The organism is Nocardioides sambongensis, assembly GCF_006494815.1.
Lineage (GTDB): Bacteria > Actinomycetota > Actinomycetes > Propionibacteriales > Nocardioidaceae > Nocardioides > Nocardioides sambongensis.
The window spans coordinates 1,083,457-1,102,390 of sequence record NZ_CP041091.1; the positions used below are offsets into that span (position 1 = coordinate 1,083,457).

Genomic DNA, 18,934 nt, shown 5'->3' on the forward strand with positions numbered 1-18,934 from the left:
ACCTGACCTGATCCACCTGACTGAGAGGAACCCCCATGTGCGGGATCGTCGGGCTGCACCTGCGCAACCCAGAACTCCATCCGCGGCTCGGCGAGCTGCTGGCCGGCATGCTGTGCGAGATGGAGGACCGCGGCGCGGACTCCGCCGGGGTCGCCGTCTACGGAGACCCCGACTGGACCCCGCCCGGGCAGGGCGCGGTCTCCCTGCTCGACGCTGCCGACGGGGCCGACGAGCTGGTGGCGCGGGTGAGCGACGCCCTCGGCTGCCCGGTCGGCGCCCGAGTGCTCGAGAAGACCCTGTTGCTGACCGCTCCGGTGGACAGCGAGAGCCTGCTCGCGACGGTCCGGTCCTGTGCCCCCGACGCGCTGGTGGCCGGTTTCGGTGCCGACCTCGCGGTGCTCAAGGGCGTCGGGCGCCCCCAGGACCTCGCCGCGGCGTGGGACCTGCGCGGCGCGCGCGGCTGGCAGGGCGTTGGCCACACCCGGATGGCGACCGAATCCGCCGTGGTCGCCGCCGGTGCCCATCCCTACGCGGTCGGCCCGGAGCAGTGCCTCGTGCACAACGGGTCGTTCTCCAACCATGCCACCATCCGTCGCGAGCTGCGGGCCGCCGGAGTGAGGTTCGACAGCGAGAACGACACCGAGGTCGGTGCCCGGTTCGTCGCCCACCAGCTCGCGCAGGGCAAGGACGTCGAGGTGGCCCTCAAGGAGCTCTGCGCCACCTTCGACGGCTTCTACACGCTGTTGGTCTCCAACCGCGACTCCTTCGCCGTGGTCCGCGACGCCATCGCCTGCAAGCCGGCCGTGATCGCCGAGACCGAGGACTGGGTCGCCATGGCCAGCGAGTACCGGGCGCTGGCCCACCTGCCGGGCGTCGCCGAGGCACGGATCTGGGAGCCGGAGCCCGAAGTCATCTACGCCTGGACCCGTGAGGGCGGCGCCGTACAGGGAGCAGACGCATGACGACCCCCGATGTCACCTTCGACCTGTCCACCACCCCGCTGCGCGCGGTCAACGAGGCCCTGCACGCCCCCGGGCTGACCGGGGAGTTCGCCATCGAGCACCCGGCCGGCGGGCACAGCGTCGCCGTCGGCCTCGACGCCCCGATCAAGGTGGACGTCCACGGACACGTCGGCTACTACGCGGCCGGCATGAATCAGCAGGCCGAGGTCGAGATCCACGGCAACGCTGGCACCGGTGTCGCCGAGAACATGATGAGCGGCACGGTCGTCGTCCACGGCAATGCGTCGCAGTCCGCGGGCGCGACCGCGCACGGCGGCCTGCTGGTGGTCGAGGGGGACGCCGCCGCCCGGTGCGGGATCTCGATGAAGGGCGCCGACATCGTGGTCGGTGGCGACGTGGGGCACTCCAGCGCGTTCATGGCCCAGGCCGGGCGGCTGGTCGTGCGCGGGGACGCCGGCGAGGGGTTGGGGGACTCGATCTACGAGACCCGTATCTACGTGCGCGGCCGCGTCGCCTCGCTGGGGGCCGACTGCGTCGCCAAGGAGATGCGCGCCGAGCACCGGGAGGAGCTCGCCGGACTGCTGAAGGCGGCCGGTTACACCGACGACGACCTGGACTCCTACACGCGCTACGGCTCGGCACGTTCGCTCTACCACTTCACCGCCGAGAACAAGTACTGAGAAGGACGCACCACCATGAGCAACGAGACCGCGCCCGACGCGACCGTGTCCGCCGCGAGCTGGGGCCTGCGCGAGTCGGCCACCTTCGACCGCCCGACCATCGCCGCCATCCAGAAGGCGGCCGACACCGGGATCTACGACATCCGCGGATGGGGTGCCAAGCGGCCGCTCCCGCACTTCGACGACCTGTTGTTCCTCGGTGCGTCGATGTCGCGCTACCCGCTCGAGGGATACCGGGAACGGTGCGGCACCGACGTCGTGCTCGGCGACCGGTTCGCGAAGTACCCCCTGCACCTGGCGACACCGGTGACCATCGCGGGCATGTCCTTCGGCGCCCTCAGCGGCCGCGCCAAGGAGGCCCTCGGCCGTGGCGCCTCCGAGGTCGGTACGTCGACCACCACCGGCGACGGCGGCATGACGCCCGAGGAGCGAGGGCAGTCCAAGCACCTCGTCTACCAGTACCTGCCGAGCCGCTACGGGATGAACCCCGACGACCTGCGCAAGGCGGATGCGATCGAGATCGTCCTCGGCCAGGGCGCCAAGCCGGGCGGCGGAGGCATGCTTCTCGGGCAGAAGATCTCCGAGCGCGTCGCCGGCATGCGCACGCTGCCGCAGGGCATCGACCAGCGGTCGGCGTCACGACACCCGGACTGGACCGGCCCCGACGACCTGGCGATCAAGATCGCCGAGTTGCGCGAGATCACCGACTGGGAGAAGCCGGTCTACGTCAAGGTCGGCGCGACCCGCACCTACTACGACGTCAAGCTCGCCTGCCACTCCGGCGCCGACGTGGTGGTGGTCGACGGGATGCAGGGCGGCACCGCCGCCACCCAGGACGTCTTCATCGAGCACGTGGGCATCCCGACGCTGGCGGCCATCCCGCAGGCCGTGCAGGCCCTCCAGGAGCTCGGGCTGCACCGGAAGGTGCAGCTGATCGTCTCCGGCGGCATCCGCAACGGGGCCGACGTGGCCAAGGCGATGGCGCTGGGGGCCGACGCCGTCGCGATCGGGTCCGCCGCGCTGATCGCGCTCGGCGACAACGACCCCCGCTATGCCGCGGAGTACGAGGCGATCGGCTCGGCCGCGGGCTTCTACGACGACTTCCAGGACGGCCGCGACCCCGCCGGCATCACCACCCAGGACCCCGAGCTCGCCCAGCGGTTCGACCCCGTGGAGGGTGGTCGCCGCCTGGCCAACTTCCTGCGGGTGATGACGATGGAGGCACAGACCATCGCCCGGGCCTGCGGCAAGGCCCACCTGCAGCACCTCGAGCCCGAGGACCTGGTCGCGATCTCCATCGAGGCGTCCGCGATGGCCCGCGTCCCGCTGGCCGGCACCGACTGGATCCCGGGCCGGACCGGAGGCCTGTGATGGAGCACTCCCCGGCCGGCCGGGTCGTCATCGTCGGTGGAGGACTGATCGGGCTGTCGATCGCCCGCGCCCTCGCCGAACGCGGTGTCACCGACGTGCTGGTGCTGGAGCGGCACAGCCTCGCCAGTGGCGGCACCGGCAAGTCCAGCGGCATCGTCCGGGCGCACTACGGCGTGCCGTCGATCGCGGCGATGGCCTGGCGCAGTCTGCCGCTGATCGAGAAGCTCGGTGACACGGTCGGCTTCCGCCAGGTCGGCTACTCGGTGATCGTCGGGGAGCAGAACGAGGCTCCGCTGCGCGCCAACATCGCCACCCACCAGGCCCTGGGCATCGAGGCCGAGATCATCGACGTCGACCGGCTGAGCGCGATGTGGCCGATGATGAACGTGGAGGACGTCACCTGCGTCGGCTACGAGCCGCGCGGCGGCTACGCCGACGCCTCCCAGCTCGCGCTCTACTTCGGCCAGGTGGCGCGGGACAAGGGCGCCCGGGTCCGTCAGCACACGCCGGTCGCCCGGATCGTCACCGCCGGGGACACCGTCACCGGCGTGCAGCTCGACTCCGGCGACGTGATCGACGCCGACACGGTCATCGTGGCCTCCGGTTGGTGGTCGGCGCGACTGCTCGCCGACCTCGGCATCGACCTGCCGATCGAGGGCTACCGCTCGGAGCTGCTGATCGTCGACGCCGGCGTCCCGCTCGTGGATCTCCCGGTCGTCTCGGACCTGGTCAGCCTGCAGTACTGCCGGATCGAGGGCTCGGGCCAGTTCCTGGTGGGCAACAGCGACCACGACGAGCCCGAGAACAGGTTCGTCGACCCCGACGACTACTCCAACATCGCCGGGGAGGCGAGCATCGAGAAGTACGCCGAGAAGGTGATGCACCGGTTCCCGGGCTTCCCCGATCCCTCGGTGACCCACACCTACGCCGGCGTGTACGACGTACCGCCGGACTGGAACCCGGTGATCGCACCGGTCGGCCCGCGCGGGCTGGTGCTCGCAGCGGGGTTCGCCGGTCACGGCTTCAAGATCAGCCCCGCGGTCGGTGACCTGGTGGCCGACCTGGTGCTGGAGGGGGACTCGAGGGACCCGGACGTGCCCGCCTCCGACTTCCGGTTCGAGCGCTTCGCCGAGGGTGCCCCGCTGCGCAGCCCGCACCCGTACCTGGGGGCGGGGGAGATGCGGTGAGCGAGCTCGCCGACACCGCCACCGGCACCGCCTCGACCGACAGCGTCGTCGGCCTGCTGGCCGAGATCGCCGACATCGGCCGCGACCCGAAGCGCGGCGGCTACTCGCGCCCGGTGCTCTCCACCGCCGAGCTCGATCTCCGCGGATGGTTCCAGGCGCACGCCTCCAAGCGCGGGCTGGAGGTCGAGACCGACCGCAACGGCGTGCTCTGGGCGTGGCACGCTCCGCACGGGTCGCGGGACGGCGCGATCGTCACCGGTTCCCACCTCGACTCGGTCCCCGGCGGTGGGGCCTTCGACGGCCCGCTGGGGGTCGCCTCAGCACTGGTCGCCTTCGACCTTCTCGCCGCGCGGGGCGTGGGCGGACCGGCCCGCGCGATCGCGGTCTTCCCGGAGGAGGAGGGCTCCCGCTTCGGTGTCGCCTGCCTGGGCTCACGGTTGATGGCCGGTGCGATCGACCCCGCCCGGGCGCTGCGCCTCACCGACGCCGACGGCACGACGTACGCCGAAGCCCTCGCCGCGGCCGGTGCCCGACCCGACCTCGTGGGCCCCGACCCGGAGACGCTCGGGCGGATCGGCGCGTTCGTCGAGCTGCACGTCGAGCAGGGGCGGGGTCTGGTCGACCTCGGTCAGCCGGTCGCGGTCGGCTCCTCGATCCTCGGCCACGGACGCTGGCGGATCACCGTGACCGGGGCCGGGAACCACGCCGGCACGACGCTGATGGCCGACCGCGCCGACCCGATGGTGGCCGCGGCGCGCGTGGTCGTCGCCGTCCAGCAGGCGGCTCGGGCGATCCCGGACGCGCGGGCCACGGTCGGGCGGATCCAGCCCACGCCCGGCGGCACCAACGTCATCGCCTCCCGGGTGGACCTGTGGCTGGATGCGCGTCATCGCGACGACACGATCACCGCGACCCTGGTGGAGCAGATCCGGGTGGCGGCCGAGATCGCCGCGGCGGGTGAGGGCTGCACGGTGCGGTTGACCGAGGAGTCGCTGAGCCCGACGGTGGACTTCGATCCGGCGCTGCGCGACAGGCTCTGCGCCGTCCTGCCGCAGGCGCCCGTGCTGGCCACCGGCGCAGGCCACGACGCCGGAGTGCTGAAGGAGCACGTGCCGACCGGGATGCTGTTCGTGCGCAACCCGACCGGCATCTCGCACGCGCCCGAGGAGCACGCCGAGGACGTCGACGTCGAGGCCGGGGCCGCGGCGCTGGCCGCCGCGCTGGCGGACCTGCACGCCGCGCCCGTGGTCAGGCCCTAGGCTCGACGCCGTGTCCCCACGCTCCTCGCAGCCCGACGACCTGATCCGCAACGTCGCCGGCATCGCCCGTGACCGGGCGAAGGGGGCGGAGGCGGACGACCTCGAGCTCGAGGCGGCCATCGCGCAGAACGTCCGTGCCCTCCGCACGCGCTACGACCTCTCGGTGACCGAGCTCGCGGAGCGGATCGGCATCTCGAAGGCGATGCTGTCGAAGATCGAGAACGCGCAGACCTCGTGCAGCCTGAGCACCCTCTCCCGGCTGGCGCGCGGACTCGACGTACCGGTCTCCTCGCTCATCCGGGGTGCGGACAGCGAGCGCGAGGCGGCCCACACCAAGGCCGGCGCCGGCGCCTCGATCACGCGCAGCGGCACCAAGCAGGGGCACTCCTATGAGCTCCTGGGCGCACTGCGCGGAGAGCACAAGCGCCTGGAGTGCCTGATGGTCACCCTGAGCGAGGACAGTGAGGTCTACCCGCTGTTCCAGCACCCCGGCACCGAGTTCCTGCACATGGTCGAGGGCGCGATGGACTACGGCCACGGCCGGTCGGTCTACCGGATGGAACCGGGGGACTCCCTCACCCTGGACGGCGAGGCGCCGCACGGGCCGGTCCGGCTGATCGACCTGCCGATCCGGTTCCTGTCCGTGGTCGCGTTCCCCGACGGCGTCTGAGGCACGGGCTCCCGGCAGAGCTGGGCCTGGGTCCTCGCAGTGAACGCCGTTCAATGAGAGTGTTCATCCACTCGTAACACCTCGGTGACCCCCGACGTCGCTCGCCTCCCTAGCGTCAGGGCCGACCGGCCAACGCCGCCCGGTGCCCGAACCCCTGACTCCATGGAGGTCACTCGTGACACCGGAGGAAACTCTCGCCTCGATGAACGCGGTCATCACCGACCTGTTCTATTGGGTCTCGATCGCCCTGATGATCTGCATCCACGCCGGCTTCCTCGCCTACGAGGTCGGCGCCTCACGTTCGAAGAACGTGCTCGCCTCCGCGATGAAGAACCTGCTGACGTTCTCGGTGGTCATCTCCACCTTCTTCTTCTTCGGATGGTGGTTCTACTACGCCTTCCCGCAGTTCCCGGTCGACGCCCTCGACACCGTCGGTGCCGAGCTCGCGCTGCCCTGGTCCGACGACTCGGGCCCGAACGTCGCCTCGGTGAACGGCATCTTCTGGGGTGCCTTCGCGCTCTTCGCCGCCACCACCGGGTCGATCATGTCCGGCGCGGTGCTCGAGCGGATCCGCACCAGCGCGTTCCTGATCCTCACCACGGTGCTCGGCTCGGTGGTCTGGATCATCGGCGCCGCCTGGGCCTGGCACGGCAACGGCTGGATGCTCACCGAGTGGGGGTGGCACGACTTCGGCGCCGCGGGCTGCGTCCACCTGATCGCCGGGACCTTCACCCTGGGCGTGCTGATCAACCTCGGCCCGCGGATCGGTCGCTTCGTCGACGGCAAGGCGGTCACGATCCCGCCGCACAACCTGCCGCTCACCATGCTCGGCCTGATGCTGATCTTCGTCGGCTTCTTCGGCTTCCTGATGGGCTGCGTCGTCTACACCAACGAGGGCTACTTCTCGATCTTCGGCAACCCGACCAACCTGTCGGCGATCGCCTTCAGCACCCTGATGGGGCTGTCCGGCGGCATCATGGGCGCCTACATCGCATCCAAGGGTGAGCCCTTCTGGACCATCTCCGGTGGCCTCGCCGGGGTCATCTCGGTCGCGCCCGGGATGGACCTCTACCACCCGGCACTCGCGTTCATCATCGCCGTCGTCGGCGGCGCCCTGATCCCGTTCATCGGCAAGTTCATCGAGAAGTTCGGGATCGACGACGTGGTCGGTGCGGTCACCGTCCACGGTGGCTGCGCCTTCTACGGGCTGGTGGTCTCCGGCTTCGTGCTCTGGGGCTACCCGAACGTCGGCGACCTGCCGTCGATCAACCCCGCCGGCCAGATCGGCGGCGCGGTGGTGCTGGCGCTGCTCGGCTTCGTGCCCGGCTACCTGATCTCGCTGGCGCTGAAGTCCGCGGGCCTGCTGCGCATCCCGCTCGAGGTCGAGGTCGCCGGCCTGGACCTCTCCGAGGTGCCGGCGACGCCGTATCCGGAAGGTATCCCGGTCACCGTCCTGCGGGAGACCGTCGTCATCGAGGAGGTCAACCGATGAGCCCCATCGACAGCTGGGACGGCGTGGACGTCGTCTTCACCGGAGCCGGCACGGCCCTGCCGGTGATCTTCGTGATCATCGCGCTGGCGATGTTCATCGGGTTCCTGGTGCGGATGGTGCTGCACGAGAACCATGCCTACGCCCAGATCGTCGCTCACCAGCCGGTCGAGAAGGGACCGGCCGCCGAAGGAGAGCCGTCCGCCTTCTGACGGACGTCGGATCGATCCGGCTCGGGCACCGGTGACCACGACCCGTCCCTCCGCTCACGGGGGACGGGTCGTGGCGTCACCCCGGGTCCTGCGACACCATCGGATCGGATGGAGCGGCGATGGCCGGCTGAGCGGGAATACCCCGCGGGTCGGCACCGTTCCGTCATTAGTTGCCGTTTCAACTAATCGGAACGGCGTCGCAGGAAGGGAACCCCATGCAGATCGGCATCTTCACCGTCGGCGACGTCACCACGGACCCGACCACCGGCCGGACCCCGACCGAGTACGAGCGGATCAAGGCCACCGTCGCGATCGCGCAGAAGGCCGAGGACATCGGCCTGGACGTCTTCGCCACCGGCGAGCACCACAACCCGCCCTTCGTCGCCTCCAACCCGACCGCGACCCTGGCCTACATCGGCGCCAGGACCGACCGGATCGTCCTCTCCACGGCGACCACCCTGATCACCACCACCGATCCGGTGCTGATCGCCGAGGACTACGCCAAGATCCAGCACCTGACCGACGGACGGGTCGACCTGATGATGGGCCGTGGGAACACCGGCCCCGTCTACCCGTGGTTCGGCAAGGACATCCGCGAGGGGATCAACCTCGCGATCGAGAACTACGCGCTCCTGCGCCGGCTGTGGACCGAGGACGTGGTGGACTGGACGGGTCGGTTCCGCACTCCGCTGCAGGGCTACACCTCGACCCCGCGGCCGCTCGACGGCGTCGCGCCGTTCGTGTGGCACGGGTCCATCCGCAGCCCCGAGATCGCCGAGCAGGCGGCCTACTACGGTGACGGGTTCTTCCACAACCACATCTTCTGGCCCGCCTCGCACACCGCGCAGATGGTGCAACTCTACCGCCAGCGCTTCGAGCACTACGGACACGGGCCGGCGGACACCGCGATCGTCGGCCTCGGCGGCCAGTTCTTCATGCGCCGCAACAGCCAGGACGCCTGGGACGAGTTCCGGCCGTACTTCGACAACGCGCCGGTCTACGGCCACGGCCCCTCCCTGGAGGACTTCACCACGCAGACCCCGCTCACCGTCGGCTCGCCGCAACAGGTCCTCGAGCGCACGCTCTCCTTCCGCGACTACGCCGGCCACTACCAGCGCCAGCTCTTCCTGGTCGACCATGCGGGCCTGCCGCTGAAGACGGTGCTCGAGCAGCTCGACCTGCTCGGCGAGATCCTGCCCGAGCTGCGCAAGGGCTTCGCCGAGGGACGCCCCGCGCACGTGCCGGACGCGCCCACCCACGCCAGCCTGGTCGCCGCGGCGGGAGGCACCAGGGACACCACGGTGCACGCCGAGGACACCGCGACCGGCACCACCGACCGCGAGGCGGCCGAGCTGCGATGACCGCCCTCCCGTACGACGCCGGCGACCGCACGAGCCGACGCATCGTCGTCGTCTCCGCCGGCCTCTCCACGCCGTCCTCCACCCGGTTGCTCGCCGACCGGCTGGGGGCGGCGGCCGCCGAGGCGCTCGGCGCCCGGGGCGCCGAGGTCGTGGTCCAGCACGTCGAGCTGCGTCCGCTGGCCCACGCGCTCGCCGACCACCTGCTGACCGGCTTCCCCGACGCCACGCTGGGTGCCGCGCTGGACCAGGTGCGGGGCGCGGACGGCCTCGTGGTCGTGACACCGGTCTTCGCCGCGTCCTACTCCGGACTGTTCAAGACGTTCTTCGACGTCTTGGAGAACGGCGCCCTCGACGAGAAGCCGGTGCTGATCGCGGCGACCGCCGGGTCGGCGCGTCACCAGCTGGCACTGGACCACGCACTGCGTCCGCTCTTCGCCTACCTGCACGCGGTCGTCGTACCGACCGGGGTGTTCGCGGCCAGCGAGGACTTCGGCTCCGCCGAGCTGGAGAAGCGGATCGGGCGGGCCGCCGGTGAGCTGGCGGCGCTGGTCGACCCCGCGCACCTGCCGCGCACGCGTCAGTCGGGCGAGGGTGGCGCCCGGGAGGGGGACCGTCGGGTGGCGGCGGACCGATTCGCCGACCCGACCCCGTTCGAAGAGCTGTTGCGGCGGGCCAGCGGCTCCTAGGGCCGAGGTTCAACCGGTGCGGGGTCAGGACGGCTCGGTCGCCGGCAGGTAGAGCACCGGCGTCGAGGCGATGCAGCCCGGCAGCGCCTGCGGCAGTGAGGCCTCCGGGTCATAGCTGACCACGAGCACCCAGCCGTCGCCGACCAGGGCGCCGGGGTCGGTGGACGGCGCCTCGGAGGCCAACCGGTCCCGGCCGGTCCGGGCGTCGGCCAGTGCGGCGCCCTCGAACCAGCGCTGGCCCGAACCCTGCACGTGCTGGTGCCGGAACCGGTCGCGTGCCATCGCGGCCCGACCACGGTCGGGCTGCGGCGCGCAGTCGACGGCGGGGGGACCGGACACGTCCACCGACTCCCCTTCGTCGGCCTGCTCCAGGAGCATCCGGGCGCCCACCACGCCCGCGCCCACCACGAGCGCGGTGGCGATCACCAGGACCGCGACTCGCAGCAGGCGCCTCATCGGATCTCCTCCGGTCCGGGCTCAGTGCTGGTAGGTGCCGTGCAGCACGGCGCGTCCGGCGGTCTTGAAGGCCAGGTTGAACGACACCACGGCGGGGGAGGCGTCGGCATCGACGCCGAGGGACTCCTCCTTCACCGCGTGCACCACGAAGTAGTAGCGGTGGACCTGGTCGCCCTCCGGCGGCGCGGCCCCCATGAACGCGTGCTGACCTCCGTCGTTGCGGCACATGAACGCCGTCCCGGGCAGCGCCGCGCCCTCGGCGCCCGCGCCCACCTCGAGGCCGGTGACGTCGGCGGGCAGGTCGACCAGCACCCAGTGCCAGAAGCCGCTGGGGTGGGTGCGTCCGGGTCGAAGCAGGTGACCGTGAAGGACTTGGTGCCGGCCGGAGCATCGGACCACGACAGCTGCGGCGAGGTGTTGCCGGCGGCAGCCACCTGGTCGTCCTTGAGCGGTGCGCCGTCGGTCACGTCGGCGCTGGTCACCGTGAAGGCCGGCACCGTGGGGAGGAGCTCGTAGGGGTCGGGGGCAACGGGTCGTTCGAGACTCATGGGTGCCAACGTAGTCCGCGGGGTGAGCCCGGACCACGGTGTCGTCCACGCGCCTTGGGAGGATGGTCGGCGTGAGCGACTTCCCGCCGTACCCCTCGGGCCTGCGACTGACCGGCCGTCACGTACTCGTCGTCGGCGGGGGCCATGTGGCCCAGCGCCGCATCCCCGGCCTGATCGCGGTCGGCGCCGACGTGCACGTTGTGTCCCCGGAGGTCACGCCCGCGATCGAGGGGCTGGTGGGCTCGGGCGAGATCCGGTGGCACCGGCGCGGCTACCTGCCCGAGGACCTCGAACCGGCCTGGTACGTGATCGCGGTGACCGACGACCGAGCGGTCAACGACGAGATCTCGGCCGCCTGCGACGAGCGGCGGATCTTCTGCGTGCGCTCCGACGACGCCACCCTCGGCACCGCATGGACACCGGCGGTGGGCCGGCACGCCGGGGTCACCGTGGCGGTCCTCGGCAACCGTGATCCGCGTCGCTCGGCCTCGGTGCGCGACGAGATCCTGGCCGGACTGCGCGACGGCAGCATCGCCGCGCGCCACCACCGGGACCGGACGCCGGGGGTCACGCTGGTCGGCGGAGGTCCCGGAGACCCCGAGCTGATCTCGGTCGCGGGGCGCAAGGCGCTGATGGAGGCCGACGTGGTGGTCGCAGACCGGCTGGCTCCGCGGGAGCTGCTCGGCGAGCTGCCCGCGGACGTCGAGCTGCTCGACGTCGCCAAGCTGCCGCGCGGGCGGTCGGCGCAGCAGGAGGAGATCAACCGAGCGATCGTCGAGCACGCGCTGGCCGGCAAGCGCGTGGTCCGGTTCAAGGGCGGCGACAACTTCGTCTTCGGCCGCGGCTACGAGGAGATCCTCGCCTGTCGCGAGGCCGGGGTGCCGGTGCGGGTCATCCCCGGGCTCACCTCACCGGTCGCGGTGCCGGCGATCGCCGGGATCCCGGTGACGCACCGAGGCGTGACCCACGAGTTCTCCGTGGTCTCCGGCCATCTTCCACCGGGACACCCCGAGGGACTTGTCGACTACGCGGCGCTGGCCCGGATGCAGGGCACGGTCGTGGTGATGATGGGGGTGCAGAACGCGCCGGCGATCGCCGATGCGCTGGTCGCCGGCGGACGGCCGAGCGGCACTCCGGTCGCGGTGATCTGCGACGGCACGATGCCCACCCAGCGAACGGTGCTGGCCACGCTCGGCACACTGGCCGAGCGGCTGGGCTCCGAGCAGGTGCGTCCTCCCGCCATCATCGTGATCGGCGAGGTCGTCCGGGTCGCGCACCCCGACGCCTTCGCGGACTGAGGCCGGGACGCCGTGGCAGAGCTGATCGAGATCACCGACCCGGCCGACCCGAGGCTCGGCGACTACCGCGACCTGCGCGACACGCAGCTGCGCAAGTCGCTCGAGGCGGAGCACGGCCTGTTCCTCGCCGAGGGGGAGAAGGTGGTCCGCCGCGCCGTCGAGGCCGGGTACGACGTCCGCTCGCTGCTGATGGCGCCCCGGTGGCTGGACGGCCTGGCCGACGTGCTGAGCCGGACCGAGGCGCCCTGCTACGTGCTGAGCGAGGCGCTGGCCGAGGAGGTCACCGGGTTCCACGTCCACCGCGGCGCGCTGGCCTCGCTGGAGCGTCGCCCGCTGCCCTCGGTGGCGTCGGTGCTGGACGGGGCCCGCTCGGTCGTGGTGCTCGAGGACATCGTCGACCACACCAACGTGGGCGCGATCCTCCGCTCGGCCGCGGGCCTGGGCTTCGACGCGGCCCTCCTGGCGCCGCGGTGCGCCGACCCGCTCTACCGGCGGGCGATCAAGGTCGCCATGGGCGCCGTCTTCGCGCTGCCCTGGACCCGCCTGCCCGACTGGTACGAGGCGCTGCCGGAGCTGTCTGCCGCGGGGTTCACCACCGTCGCGCTGACCCTGTCCGACGACGCCCGACCGCTCGAGGAGGCGGTCGCGGGCCTGGACAAGGTGGCGCTGGTGCTCGGCTCGGAGGGGCATGGCCTCTCCGCTCGCTGGGAGCAGTCCGCGGACCGGCGGGCGATCATCCCGATGGCCCGCACCGTGGCCGACGGCGTCGACTCCCTCAACGTCGCCGCCGCCTCCGCCGTGGCCTGCTACCTGACCGTGCGCCGCTGATCCGCCGAGAGGTCCCCCGCGCCCCGCCGAGGGGTCAGTGGGGTCCCGGCGAGAGGTCGCCTGGGGTCCGGCGAGAGGTCACTCGCGGCGGCGCGAGGGGTCACCAACGCCGGTTGGAGTAGCCCTCGCTCAGCGCGGCACGCACCTCGGACAACCAACGCGGGAGCCGATCGCCGGTGAAGTCGCCGTTGCGTACGACGATCACCGTCCAACCGCGCCTGCGCAGCCAGCCGCGCCGCTCCTCGTCCCGCCGGCGCTGACGGTCGGTGAGATCGTGGAACTCGGCGCCGTCGTACTCGATGCAGACGCGCTGGGCCGGGTAGGCGAAGTCGAGGCGGTAGTAGCGACCGTCCTCGGCCACGACGTACTGCAGTTCGGGCTTGGGCAACCCGGCAGCGAGGAGCTCCAGGAGGGTCCACGACTCCCGAGGCGATTCCGGGCGCGGATCCACGAGTGGCACCAGTGCGCGGAGCTGGACGACCCCGCGTCGACCGACATAGCGCGGGAGGTGGACGGCCAGGTCGGCCGCACCGAATCCGTGGGAGCCGGCGAGCCTGTTCATGGCGGCGTACGCGTCACGCTGGTGGAGCGCACACCCCAGGTCGAGGGCGGTGCGGACGGGATTGGTCGCGCGGACGCCCGCGATGCTCGTCAGGTCGCCGGCGGCAAGGTCGCGGGTGCGACCGCGCACGCCGGCCAGCCGGGCTCGGGTGTTGCCACGAAGTGCGCATGTCTCCAGCGGTGGGGAGAACGTGAGCTCTGCACGGGGGAACGTGTCGACGCCGTGCAACCACGCGGCCGTCCGGTCCACGACGATCTGATGCGCGGGGACGAGCAGGGCCAGCGCCGCCGCGCGCACCTCAGTGGTGTCCTCGACGTCGGAGCTCACGTACACACCCCGGAAGAGGCGGCGCAGACCGCCGTTCGTCGTCGCGCGTCGGATGACGCGATCCGGGATGCCGGCGGCTCTGGTCTCCGCGATGGTGAACGGCCGGTCGGCGAGGTGCGGCGGCAGGGGCAGAGCTGCGGTGCGGCCAGGGGCAGGTGAAGGAGGGTCATTCCGCGAGCCTTCGCCGGTTGCCTGGTCGGCGCGGGGCATCGTGCGCCACCTGTGGAGGAGGAGTACGACGCACACTGGCTCGCTGGCCTCCTGGTGCCGGTCGGGGCTGGCGTGGCGCCCGAGGTCGTCGACCTTCTCGCCGACCCTGACGCCCGATGAACCGGGTGCCGAGGACCATCACCGCGGCGAGTGGGCCGGCACTCTCGGTGGGGTACGGGGGACTTCTCGCTCGGCCACGGGCGACCTCTCGGCGGGGTGCGGGGGACCCCTCGGCCGGGCACACGGGACCTCTCACTCGGCCACGGGCGACCCTTCGGCGGGGTGCAGGGGACCCTTCGGCCGGGCACACGGGACCTCTCGGCGGGGTGCGGGGGACTCCTCGGCGGGGTGCGGGGGACTCCTCGGCGGGTCAGGCTCCCGCGGGCCAGTCGTCGGGGTACTCCTCGGCGGCGGCGTCGTGCTGCTTGCGGAGCTTCTTCATCGCCTTGGCTGCGATCCGGTCGCCGAAGACGATGCCGTTGGTGTGGTCGGTCTCGTGCTGCAGGCACTTGGCGAGGAGTCCGTCGCCGGAGAAGCTCACCGGCTGACCGTCCAGCCCGAGTCCGGTGACGGTGGCGAAGTCCGGGCGCGCGCAGCCGACGAAGGCGCCGGGGAACGAGAGGCAGCCCTCGTCGGAGTCGTCGAGCCGCCGCTCCTTGCCCTCGGGCAGCTCCAGCACCGGGTTGCAGACCACGCCGACCCAGCGCTGGCCGGCCTCGTCGGGACAGTCGAAGACGAACATCGCGACGTCCTCGCCGATCTGGCAGGCGGCGAGCCCGACGCCGTCCGCGGCCGCCATGGTGGCGACCATGTCGGCGGCCAGGGCGCGCAGCTCCTCGTCGAAGGCGGTGACCTGCTGCTGGGGGCGATGCATGACGTCGGTGCCCCAACGGGTGATCGGACGCACGGTCCCACCCTCGGGCAACGCCCCGTGGGGTGCCTGGACGGGAGGTTCGTCGGGGGTACCGGTGCCACGTGCCATGCCGGCGAGCATAAGTGGGCGGGTCCGCTGGCCGTGGGTGGGCCCGGCCGGAGTCAACGCCCGCCACCGCCCGCCACCGGTCTGCCACCGGTCTGCTCCGGGGCCGCACGCGCTCGGTGAACAGGTGTAGCGCTCGGTGTAACTCCGAGTTACAGTAACGCCATGTCCCTGATCAGCAACCTCAAGCCGGGTGGCAGGCACGGGGTACCGGCGAACGAGAGCCGGGACCCCATCGGCTACCTGGTCGCCGGCCTCAACCGCTTGGCCCAGACCGACCTCCTGGACCGGGTGGGCCTGCGCCGACCCACCGAGCAGGCGGTCTTCTCCGTCACCCGCTCGGGGTTCAAGACCCTCACCCACGCGTCGCGGACCTTCGCGCGCGCCGGAGAGCGCAGCCGCCCCGGCGTTCGCCCGGCGGCAGCACCGGCGTCCGGAACGTTCGACCTCACCCCCGGGGAGGACGAGCAGATGCTGGTCGACGTGGTGAGCGAGTTCGCCGCGGAGGTCGTCCGGCCCGCCGCGGCACGCGCCGATGCCGACTGTGCCGCCCCCAGCGAGCTGCTCGGAGCGGCCGGCGAGATCGGTCTGCCGATCCTGGGCCTGCCCGACGAGCTCGGCGGCGTCTCCGACGAGCGCTCGGCCACCGCCGGTGTGCTGGTCGCGGAAGCGCTGGCCCACGGCGACATGGGCCTCGCGGTCGCCGCGCTCGCCTCCGGCTCGGTGGCCACCGCCATCGGGCTGTGGGGCACCGACGCCCAGCAGCAGACGTTCCTGCCCGCTTTCACCGGCGAGGACGCGCCGGCAGCATCGCTGGCCCTCAACGAGCCGCGGGTCCTCTTCGACGTGCTGGCTCCCGCGACCACCGCGACGCGCTCCGGCGACGGCTACCTCCTCAGCGGCACCAAGAGCCTGGTCGCCCGGGGGCGGACGCCGAGCTCTTCATCGTCGGTGCGCTGCTCGAGGGCAGCCCTGCGTTGTTCCTGGTCGAGTCCTCGACCGACGGCCTGAGCGTCGAGGGCGACCCGGCGATGGGTGTCCGCGCCGCCTCGATGACCAGCCTGCACCTGAGCGACGTACGGATCCCCGGCGACGCGCTGCTCGGCGCGGCCGACGGGTCCACCTACACCGAGTGCGTCCGGCTCTCGCGTCTGGGCTGGTGTGCGCTGGCCCTCGGGACCGCACAGGCGGTGCTCGACTACGTCACGCCGTACGTCAAGGAGCGCGAAGCCTTCGGCGAGCCGATCGCACACCGCCAGTCGGTGGCGTTCATGGTCGCCGACATCGCGATCGAGCTGCAGGCCATGCGGCTGCTGACCTATCGGGCGGCCGCGCGCGCCGCCGCCGGTAAGGACTTCGCGCGCGAGGTGGCCCTGGCCCGGAAGGCCTGCGCGGACAAGGGCATGAAGATCGGCCTGGACGGGGTCCAGCTCCTCGGAGGCCACGGGTTCGTCAAGGAGCACCCGGTCGAGCGGTGGTACCGCGACCTGCGTGCGATCGGGATCATGGAAGGAACGGTGCTGGTCTGATGATCAACCTGGAAACCCCGAAGAAGCACCGGGTGCTGGTCGACCAGGCCCACCAGGTCGCGATGAACATGCTGCGACCCATCTCCCGCAAGTACGACGCCGCCGAGCACGAGTACCCCAAGGAGCTCGACATGCTCGCGGCGATGATCGACGGGCTCAGCGAGTCCGGCGCCAGCGAGGGCGCCGGCGCCGCCGGCGTACGACGTGGGGCCGATGCCGACGACACCGGCGTGCGCAACGGCGCCAACATGGCCTCGGTCAGCTCGGTCGCCGAGATGTGCTGGGGCGACACCGGTCTCCTGCTCTCCATGCCGCGCCAGGGCCTGGGCAACTCGGCGATCGCCTCGGTCGCCAGCGACGAGCAGCTCGAGCGGTTCAAGGGCAAGTGGGCCTCGATGGCGATCACCGAGCCGCACTTCGGTTCCGACTCCGCCGCGATCCACACCACCGCGGTCCTCGACGGCGACGAGTACGTGCTCAACGGCGAGAAGATCTTCGTGACCTCCGGCGAGCGGTCCGACTGCATCGTGGTCTGGGCGACGCTGGACAAGTCCCTGGGTCGCGCGGCGATCAAGTCGTTCGTGGTCGAGAAGGGCACGCCCGGCGTGCGCGTCGAAAGGCTCGAGGAGAAGCTGGGCATCCGTGCCTCCGACACCGCGGTGATCACCTTCACCGACGCTCGCGTGCCCAAGGAGAACCTGCTCGGCGACCCCGAGATCGACACCGCGAAGGGCTTCGCCGGGGCGATGGCCACCTTCGACAACACCCGGCCGCTGGTGGCCGCGATGGCGGTCGGATGTGCCCGGGCAGCGCTCGACCTGACCCGCGACCTGCTGGCCGGGGCCGGCGTCGAGATCGACTACGACCGTCCAGCCGCGCTGCAGTCCGCGGCGGCCGCGAAGTTCCTGCAGCTCGAGTCCGACTGGGAGGGCGGACGACTGCTGACGCTCCAGGCCGCCTGGATGGCCGACAACCGCAAGCCGAACTCGCTGGAGGCCTCGATGGCGAAGGCGAAGGCCGGCCGGGTCGGGTCCGACGTCACCCTGTCCTGCGTCGAGCTCTGCGCTTCGGTCGGCTACAGCGAGAACGAGCTGTTGGAGAAGTGGGCCCGCGACTCCAAGATCCTGGACATCTTCGAAGGCACCCAGCAGATCCAGCAGCTGATCGTCGCGCGTCGCGTGCTCGGCCTGACCAGCGCCCAGCTCAAGTGAGCCGGCGGGCTCCGGCCGACGGTCGCACCAGGTGATGCGCCGGCGCCCGCAGCCCCGCCTCGGCGAAGGCCGCGTCGACACCGTCACGTACGGCGTCGACGCGGCCTTCGTCGACCAGCGCGATCGTGGACCCGCCGAACCCGCCGCCGGTCATCCGGGCGCCGAGCGCGCCGTACCGCTCCGCGGTGGCCGCGGCCAGGTCGAGGGCGGGCACGGTGACCTCGAAGTCGTCGCGCAGGGACGCGTGCGACGCGGAGAGCACCCCGCCGAGGCCCTGCCAGTCGTCGTCCTGCACGAGGGCCGCAGCGCGCCGTACCCGGTCGTTCTCGGTGACCACGTGGCGGGCGCGGCGCAGCAGCACGTCGTCGTCGAGCCGGTCCAGGTCGGCGGCCGTGACCTCGTGCAGCGAGGCGACACCGAGCGCCTCGCTCGCCCGGCGGCACTCGGTCCTCCGGTCGCCGTACCCGGTGCCGTCGGCGAGGGCGTGGGTCACCCGGGTGTCGGTGACCAGCACGGCGAGGCCGGCGGCGGCCAGGGGCAGGGGCACCGGGGCGGCGGTGTGGGCGGCGAAGTCGATCAGCACGCCGTGCTCGGCGTCGGCGAGCATCACCGCGGTCTGGTCCAGGCCGCCGGTGGGTGCGCCGACGTACTCGGTCTCGGCGCGGCGACAGATCTCGGCCACCTCGCGGCGCTCGACCTCGGACTCTCCGGCGAGCCCGAGCAGAGCCAGGGCGACGGCGCACTCCAGGGAGGCGGAGCTGGACAGCCCGGCCCCGAGGGGCACGTCGCTGGTGATCTCCAGGTCGCAGCCGCCGACGCGGTGGCCGCTCTCCTCCAGGGCCCACACCACCCCCGCCAGGTACGACGCCCACCCCGTCACCGATCGCCCCCTGATGTCGTCGCCGGTGCCGACCCAGTCGCCGGCCTCCCGGCTCCTCGCACGGAACACCTCGGCGTCCCCGCGCCGTGCCGTCACGGTGGTGCCCATCGGCAGCGCGAAGGGCAGCGCGAGGCCGCCGTTGTAGTCGGTGTGCTCGCCGATCAGGTTGACCCGGCCGGGGGCGAACGCGGTGACCTCGGTTGCTGACACCCGTCCATCCTCGCCGATC

At 72.0% G+C, this 18,934-nt stretch carries 19 protein-coding genes and 1 pseudogene; 15 read left to right on the plus strand and 5 right to left on the minus strand.

The features are described 5' to 3' along the window. Positions 1–35: 35 nt before the first annotated feature. From FIV43_RS05040 to FIV43_RS05085, 10 genes are all read left to right on the plus strand, one after another. Positions 36–962, plus strand: a complete 927-nt coding sequence (locus FIV43_RS05040) for a class II glutamine amidotransferase domain-containing protein (RefSeq protein WP_141013253.1) — start codon at positions 36–38, stop codon at positions 960–962. After that, on the plus strand, positions 959–1,642 hold the full coding sequence (locus FIV43_RS05045; protein ID WP_141013254.1) for a GltB/FmdC/FwdC-like GXGXG domain-containing protein: 684 nt from the start codon (positions 959–961) through the stop codon (positions 1,640–1,642). The genes FIV43_RS05040 and FIV43_RS05045 overlap by 4 nt, the downstream gene beginning before the upstream one ends. 15 nt (positions 1,643–1,657) lie before the next feature. After that, positions 1,658–3,013, plus strand: coding sequence for an FMN-binding glutamate synthase family protein (locus tag FIV43_RS05050; protein WP_141013255.1), 1,356 nt, complete (start codon positions 1,658–1,660; stop codon positions 3,011–3,013). Then, positions 3,013–4,200 carry an NAD(P)/FAD-dependent oxidoreductase gene (locus FIV43_RS05055; RefSeq protein ID WP_141013256.1) on the plus strand — a complete coding sequence of 396 codons (1,188 nt, stop codon included), beginning with the start codon at positions 3,013–3,015 and terminating at the stop codon, positions 4,198–4,200. The genes FIV43_RS05050 and FIV43_RS05055 overlap by 1 nt, the downstream gene beginning before the upstream one ends. Then, on the plus strand, positions 4,197–5,459 hold the full coding sequence (locus FIV43_RS05060) for an allantoate amidohydrolase (RefSeq protein ID WP_141013257.1): 1,263 nt from the start codon (positions 4,197–4,199) through the stop codon (positions 5,457–5,459). Before FIV43_RS05055 ends, FIV43_RS05060 begins: the two co-directional genes overlap by 4 nt. Before the next feature lie 10 nt (positions 5,460–5,469). Beyond that, positions 5,470–6,129, plus strand: a complete 660-nt coding sequence (locus FIV43_RS05065) for a helix-turn-helix domain-containing protein (RefSeq protein WP_141013258.1) — start codon at positions 5,470–5,472, stop codon at positions 6,127–6,129. Between the two features lie 202 nt (positions 6,130–6,331). Continuing rightward, positions 6,332–7,621, plus strand: a complete 1,290-nt coding sequence (locus FIV43_RS05070; RefSeq protein WP_141013259.1) for an ammonium transporter — start codon at positions 6,332–6,334, stop codon at positions 7,619–7,621. Next, positions 7,618–7,830, plus strand: a complete 213-nt coding sequence (locus FIV43_RS05075; RefSeq protein WP_141013260.1) for a hypothetical protein — start codon at positions 7,618–7,620, stop codon at positions 7,828–7,830. The genes FIV43_RS05070 and FIV43_RS05075 overlap by 4 nt, the downstream gene beginning before the upstream one ends. Positions 7,831–8,045: 215 nt before the next feature. Next, positions 8,046–9,191 carry an LLM class flavin-dependent oxidoreductase gene (locus tag FIV43_RS05080; protein WP_141013261.1) on the plus strand — a complete coding sequence of 382 codons (1,146 nt, stop codon included), beginning with the start codon at positions 8,046–8,048 and terminating at the stop codon, positions 9,189–9,191. Beyond that, complete coding sequence (locus tag FIV43_RS05085; protein ID WP_141013262.1) at positions 9,188–9,877, plus strand: FMN reductase; 690 nt, start codon at positions 9,188–9,190, stop codon at positions 9,875–9,877. The genes FIV43_RS05080 and FIV43_RS05085 overlap by 4 nt, the downstream gene beginning before the upstream one ends. A gap of 24 nt (positions 9,878–9,901) precedes the next feature. On the opposite strand, the gene FIV43_RS05090 is transcribed toward FIV43_RS05085, so the two are convergent. Next, positions 9,902–10,333, minus strand: a complete 432-nt coding sequence (locus FIV43_RS05090) for a hypothetical protein (RefSeq protein ID WP_141013263.1) — start codon at positions 10,331–10,333, stop codon at positions 9,902–9,904. Between the two features lie 21 nt (positions 10,334–10,354). After that, positions 10,355–10,881 (minus strand): annotated as a pseudogene (locus FIV43_RS05095) (YbhB/YbcL family Raf kinase inhibitor-like protein). A gap of 71 nt (positions 10,882–10,952) precedes the next feature. Here FIV43_RS05095 and cobA point away from each other — a divergent pair. Both cobA and FIV43_RS05105 read left to right on the plus strand, forming a co-directional pair. Further along, positions 10,953–12,179 carry a uroporphyrinogen-III C-methyltransferase gene (gene cobA, locus FIV43_RS05100; RefSeq protein WP_231123701.1) on the plus strand — a complete coding sequence of 409 codons (1,227 nt, stop codon included), beginning with the start codon at positions 10,953–10,955 and terminating at the stop codon, positions 12,177–12,179. 12 nt (positions 12,180–12,191) lie between these two features. Continuing rightward, positions 12,192–13,007 (plus strand): TrmH family RNA methyltransferase, encoded by an 816-nt coding sequence (locus FIV43_RS05105; RefSeq protein WP_141013265.1) that lies wholly within the window; start codon positions 12,192–12,194, stop codon positions 13,005–13,007. 100 nt (positions 13,008–13,107) lie between these two features. Here FIV43_RS05105 and FIV43_RS05110 read toward each other — a convergent pair whose 3' ends face one another. Together FIV43_RS05110 and def are read right to left on the minus strand one after the other, a co-directional pair. After that, positions 13,108–13,896: a DUF559 domain-containing protein gene (locus FIV43_RS05110; RefSeq protein ID WP_231123702.1), complete on the minus strand. Its 789-nt coding sequence runs from the start codon at positions 13,894–13,896 to the stop codon at positions 13,108–13,110. A 580-nt stretch (positions 13,897–14,476) separates the two neighbouring features. Then, positions 14,477–15,088 (minus strand): peptide deformylase, encoded by a 612-nt coding sequence (def, locus tag FIV43_RS05115; protein ID WP_141013267.1) that lies wholly within the window; start codon positions 15,086–15,088, stop codon positions 14,477–14,479. Positions 15,089–15,250: 162 nt separating this feature from the next. On the opposite strand from def, the gene FIV43_RS21980 reads away from it, so the two are divergent. Genes FIV43_RS21980 through FIV43_RS05125 form a run of 3 tightly spaced genes read left to right on the plus strand, consistent with a single transcriptional unit; the run spans position 15,251 to position 17,825 of the window. After that, entirely contained in the window at positions 15,251–16,096 is an 846-nt protein-coding gene (locus FIV43_RS21980; RefSeq protein WP_231123703.1) for an acyl-CoA dehydrogenase family protein, read from the plus strand. After that, positions 16,063–16,614 carry an acyl-CoA dehydrogenase family protein gene (locus FIV43_RS21985; RefSeq protein ID WP_231123704.1) on the plus strand — a complete coding sequence of 184 codons (552 nt, stop codon included), beginning with the start codon at positions 16,063–16,065 and terminating at the stop codon, positions 16,612–16,614. Before FIV43_RS21980 ends, FIV43_RS21985 begins: the two co-directional genes overlap by 34 nt. Beyond that, positions 16,614–17,825, plus strand: a complete 1,212-nt coding sequence (locus tag FIV43_RS05125) for an acyl-CoA dehydrogenase family protein (RefSeq protein ID WP_141013268.1) — start codon at positions 16,614–16,616, stop codon at positions 17,823–17,825. Before FIV43_RS21985 ends, FIV43_RS05125 begins: the two co-directional genes overlap by 1 nt. Here the strand turns inward: FIV43_RS05125 and galK are convergent. Continuing rightward, complete coding sequence (gene galK / locus FIV43_RS05130) at positions 17,818–18,915, minus strand: galactokinase (protein WP_181407686.1); 1,098 nt, start codon at positions 18,913–18,915, stop codon at positions 17,818–17,820. The genes FIV43_RS05125 and galK overlap by 8 nt on opposite strands. Between the last annotated feature and the right edge of the window lie 19 nt (positions 18,916–18,934).

Excerpts from the sequence above, each read along its gene's own strand:
- FIV43_RS05055 (WP_141013256.1), top strand. The coding sequence starts at position 3,013 with ATGGAGCACTCCCCGGCCGGCCGGGTCGTCATCGTCGGTGGAGGACTG.
- FIV43_RS05090 (WP_141013263.1), bottom strand. The coding sequence starts at position 10,333 with ATGAGGCGCCTGCTGCGAGTCGCGGTCCTGGTGATCGCCACCGCGCTC.
- FIV43_RS05070 (WP_141013259.1), top strand. The coding sequence starts at position 6,332 with ATGAACGCGGTCATCACCGACCTGTTCTATTGGGTCTCGATCGCCCTG.
- FIV43_RS05050 (WP_141013255.1), top strand. The coding sequence starts at position 1,658 with ATGAGCAACGAGACCGCGCCCGACGCGACCGTGTCCGCCGCGAGCTGG.
- FIV43_RS05045 (WP_141013254.1), top strand. The coding sequence starts at position 959 with ATGACGACCCCCGATGTCACCTTCGACCTGTCCACCACCCCGCTGCGC.
- FIV43_RS05080 (WP_141013261.1), top strand. The coding sequence starts at position 8,046 with ATGCAGATCGGCATCTTCACCGTCGGCGACGTCACCACGGACCCGACC.
- FIV43_RS05040 (WP_141013253.1), top strand. The coding sequence starts at position 36 with ATGTGCGGGATCGTCGGGCTGCACCTGCGCAACCCAGAACTCCATCCG.
- FIV43_RS21980 (WP_231123703.1), top strand. The coding sequence starts at position 15,251 with ATGTCCCTGATCAGCAACCTCAAGCCGGGTGGCAGGCACGGGGTACCG.
- FIV43_RS05075 (WP_141013260.1), top strand. The coding sequence starts at position 7,618 with ATGAGCCCCATCGACAGCTGGGACGGCGTGGACGTCGTCTTCACCGGA.
- FIV43_RS05125 (WP_141013268.1), top strand. The coding sequence starts at position 16,614 with ATGATCAACCTGGAAACCCCGAAGAAGCACCGGGTGCTGGTCGACCAG.
- def (WP_141013267.1), bottom strand. The coding sequence starts at position 15,088 with ATGGCACGTGGCACCGGTACCCCCGACGAACCTCCCGTCCAGGCACCC.
- FIV43_RS05085 (WP_141013262.1), top strand. The coding sequence starts at position 9,188 with ATGACCGCCCTCCCGTACGACGCCGGCGACCGCACGAGCCGACGCATC.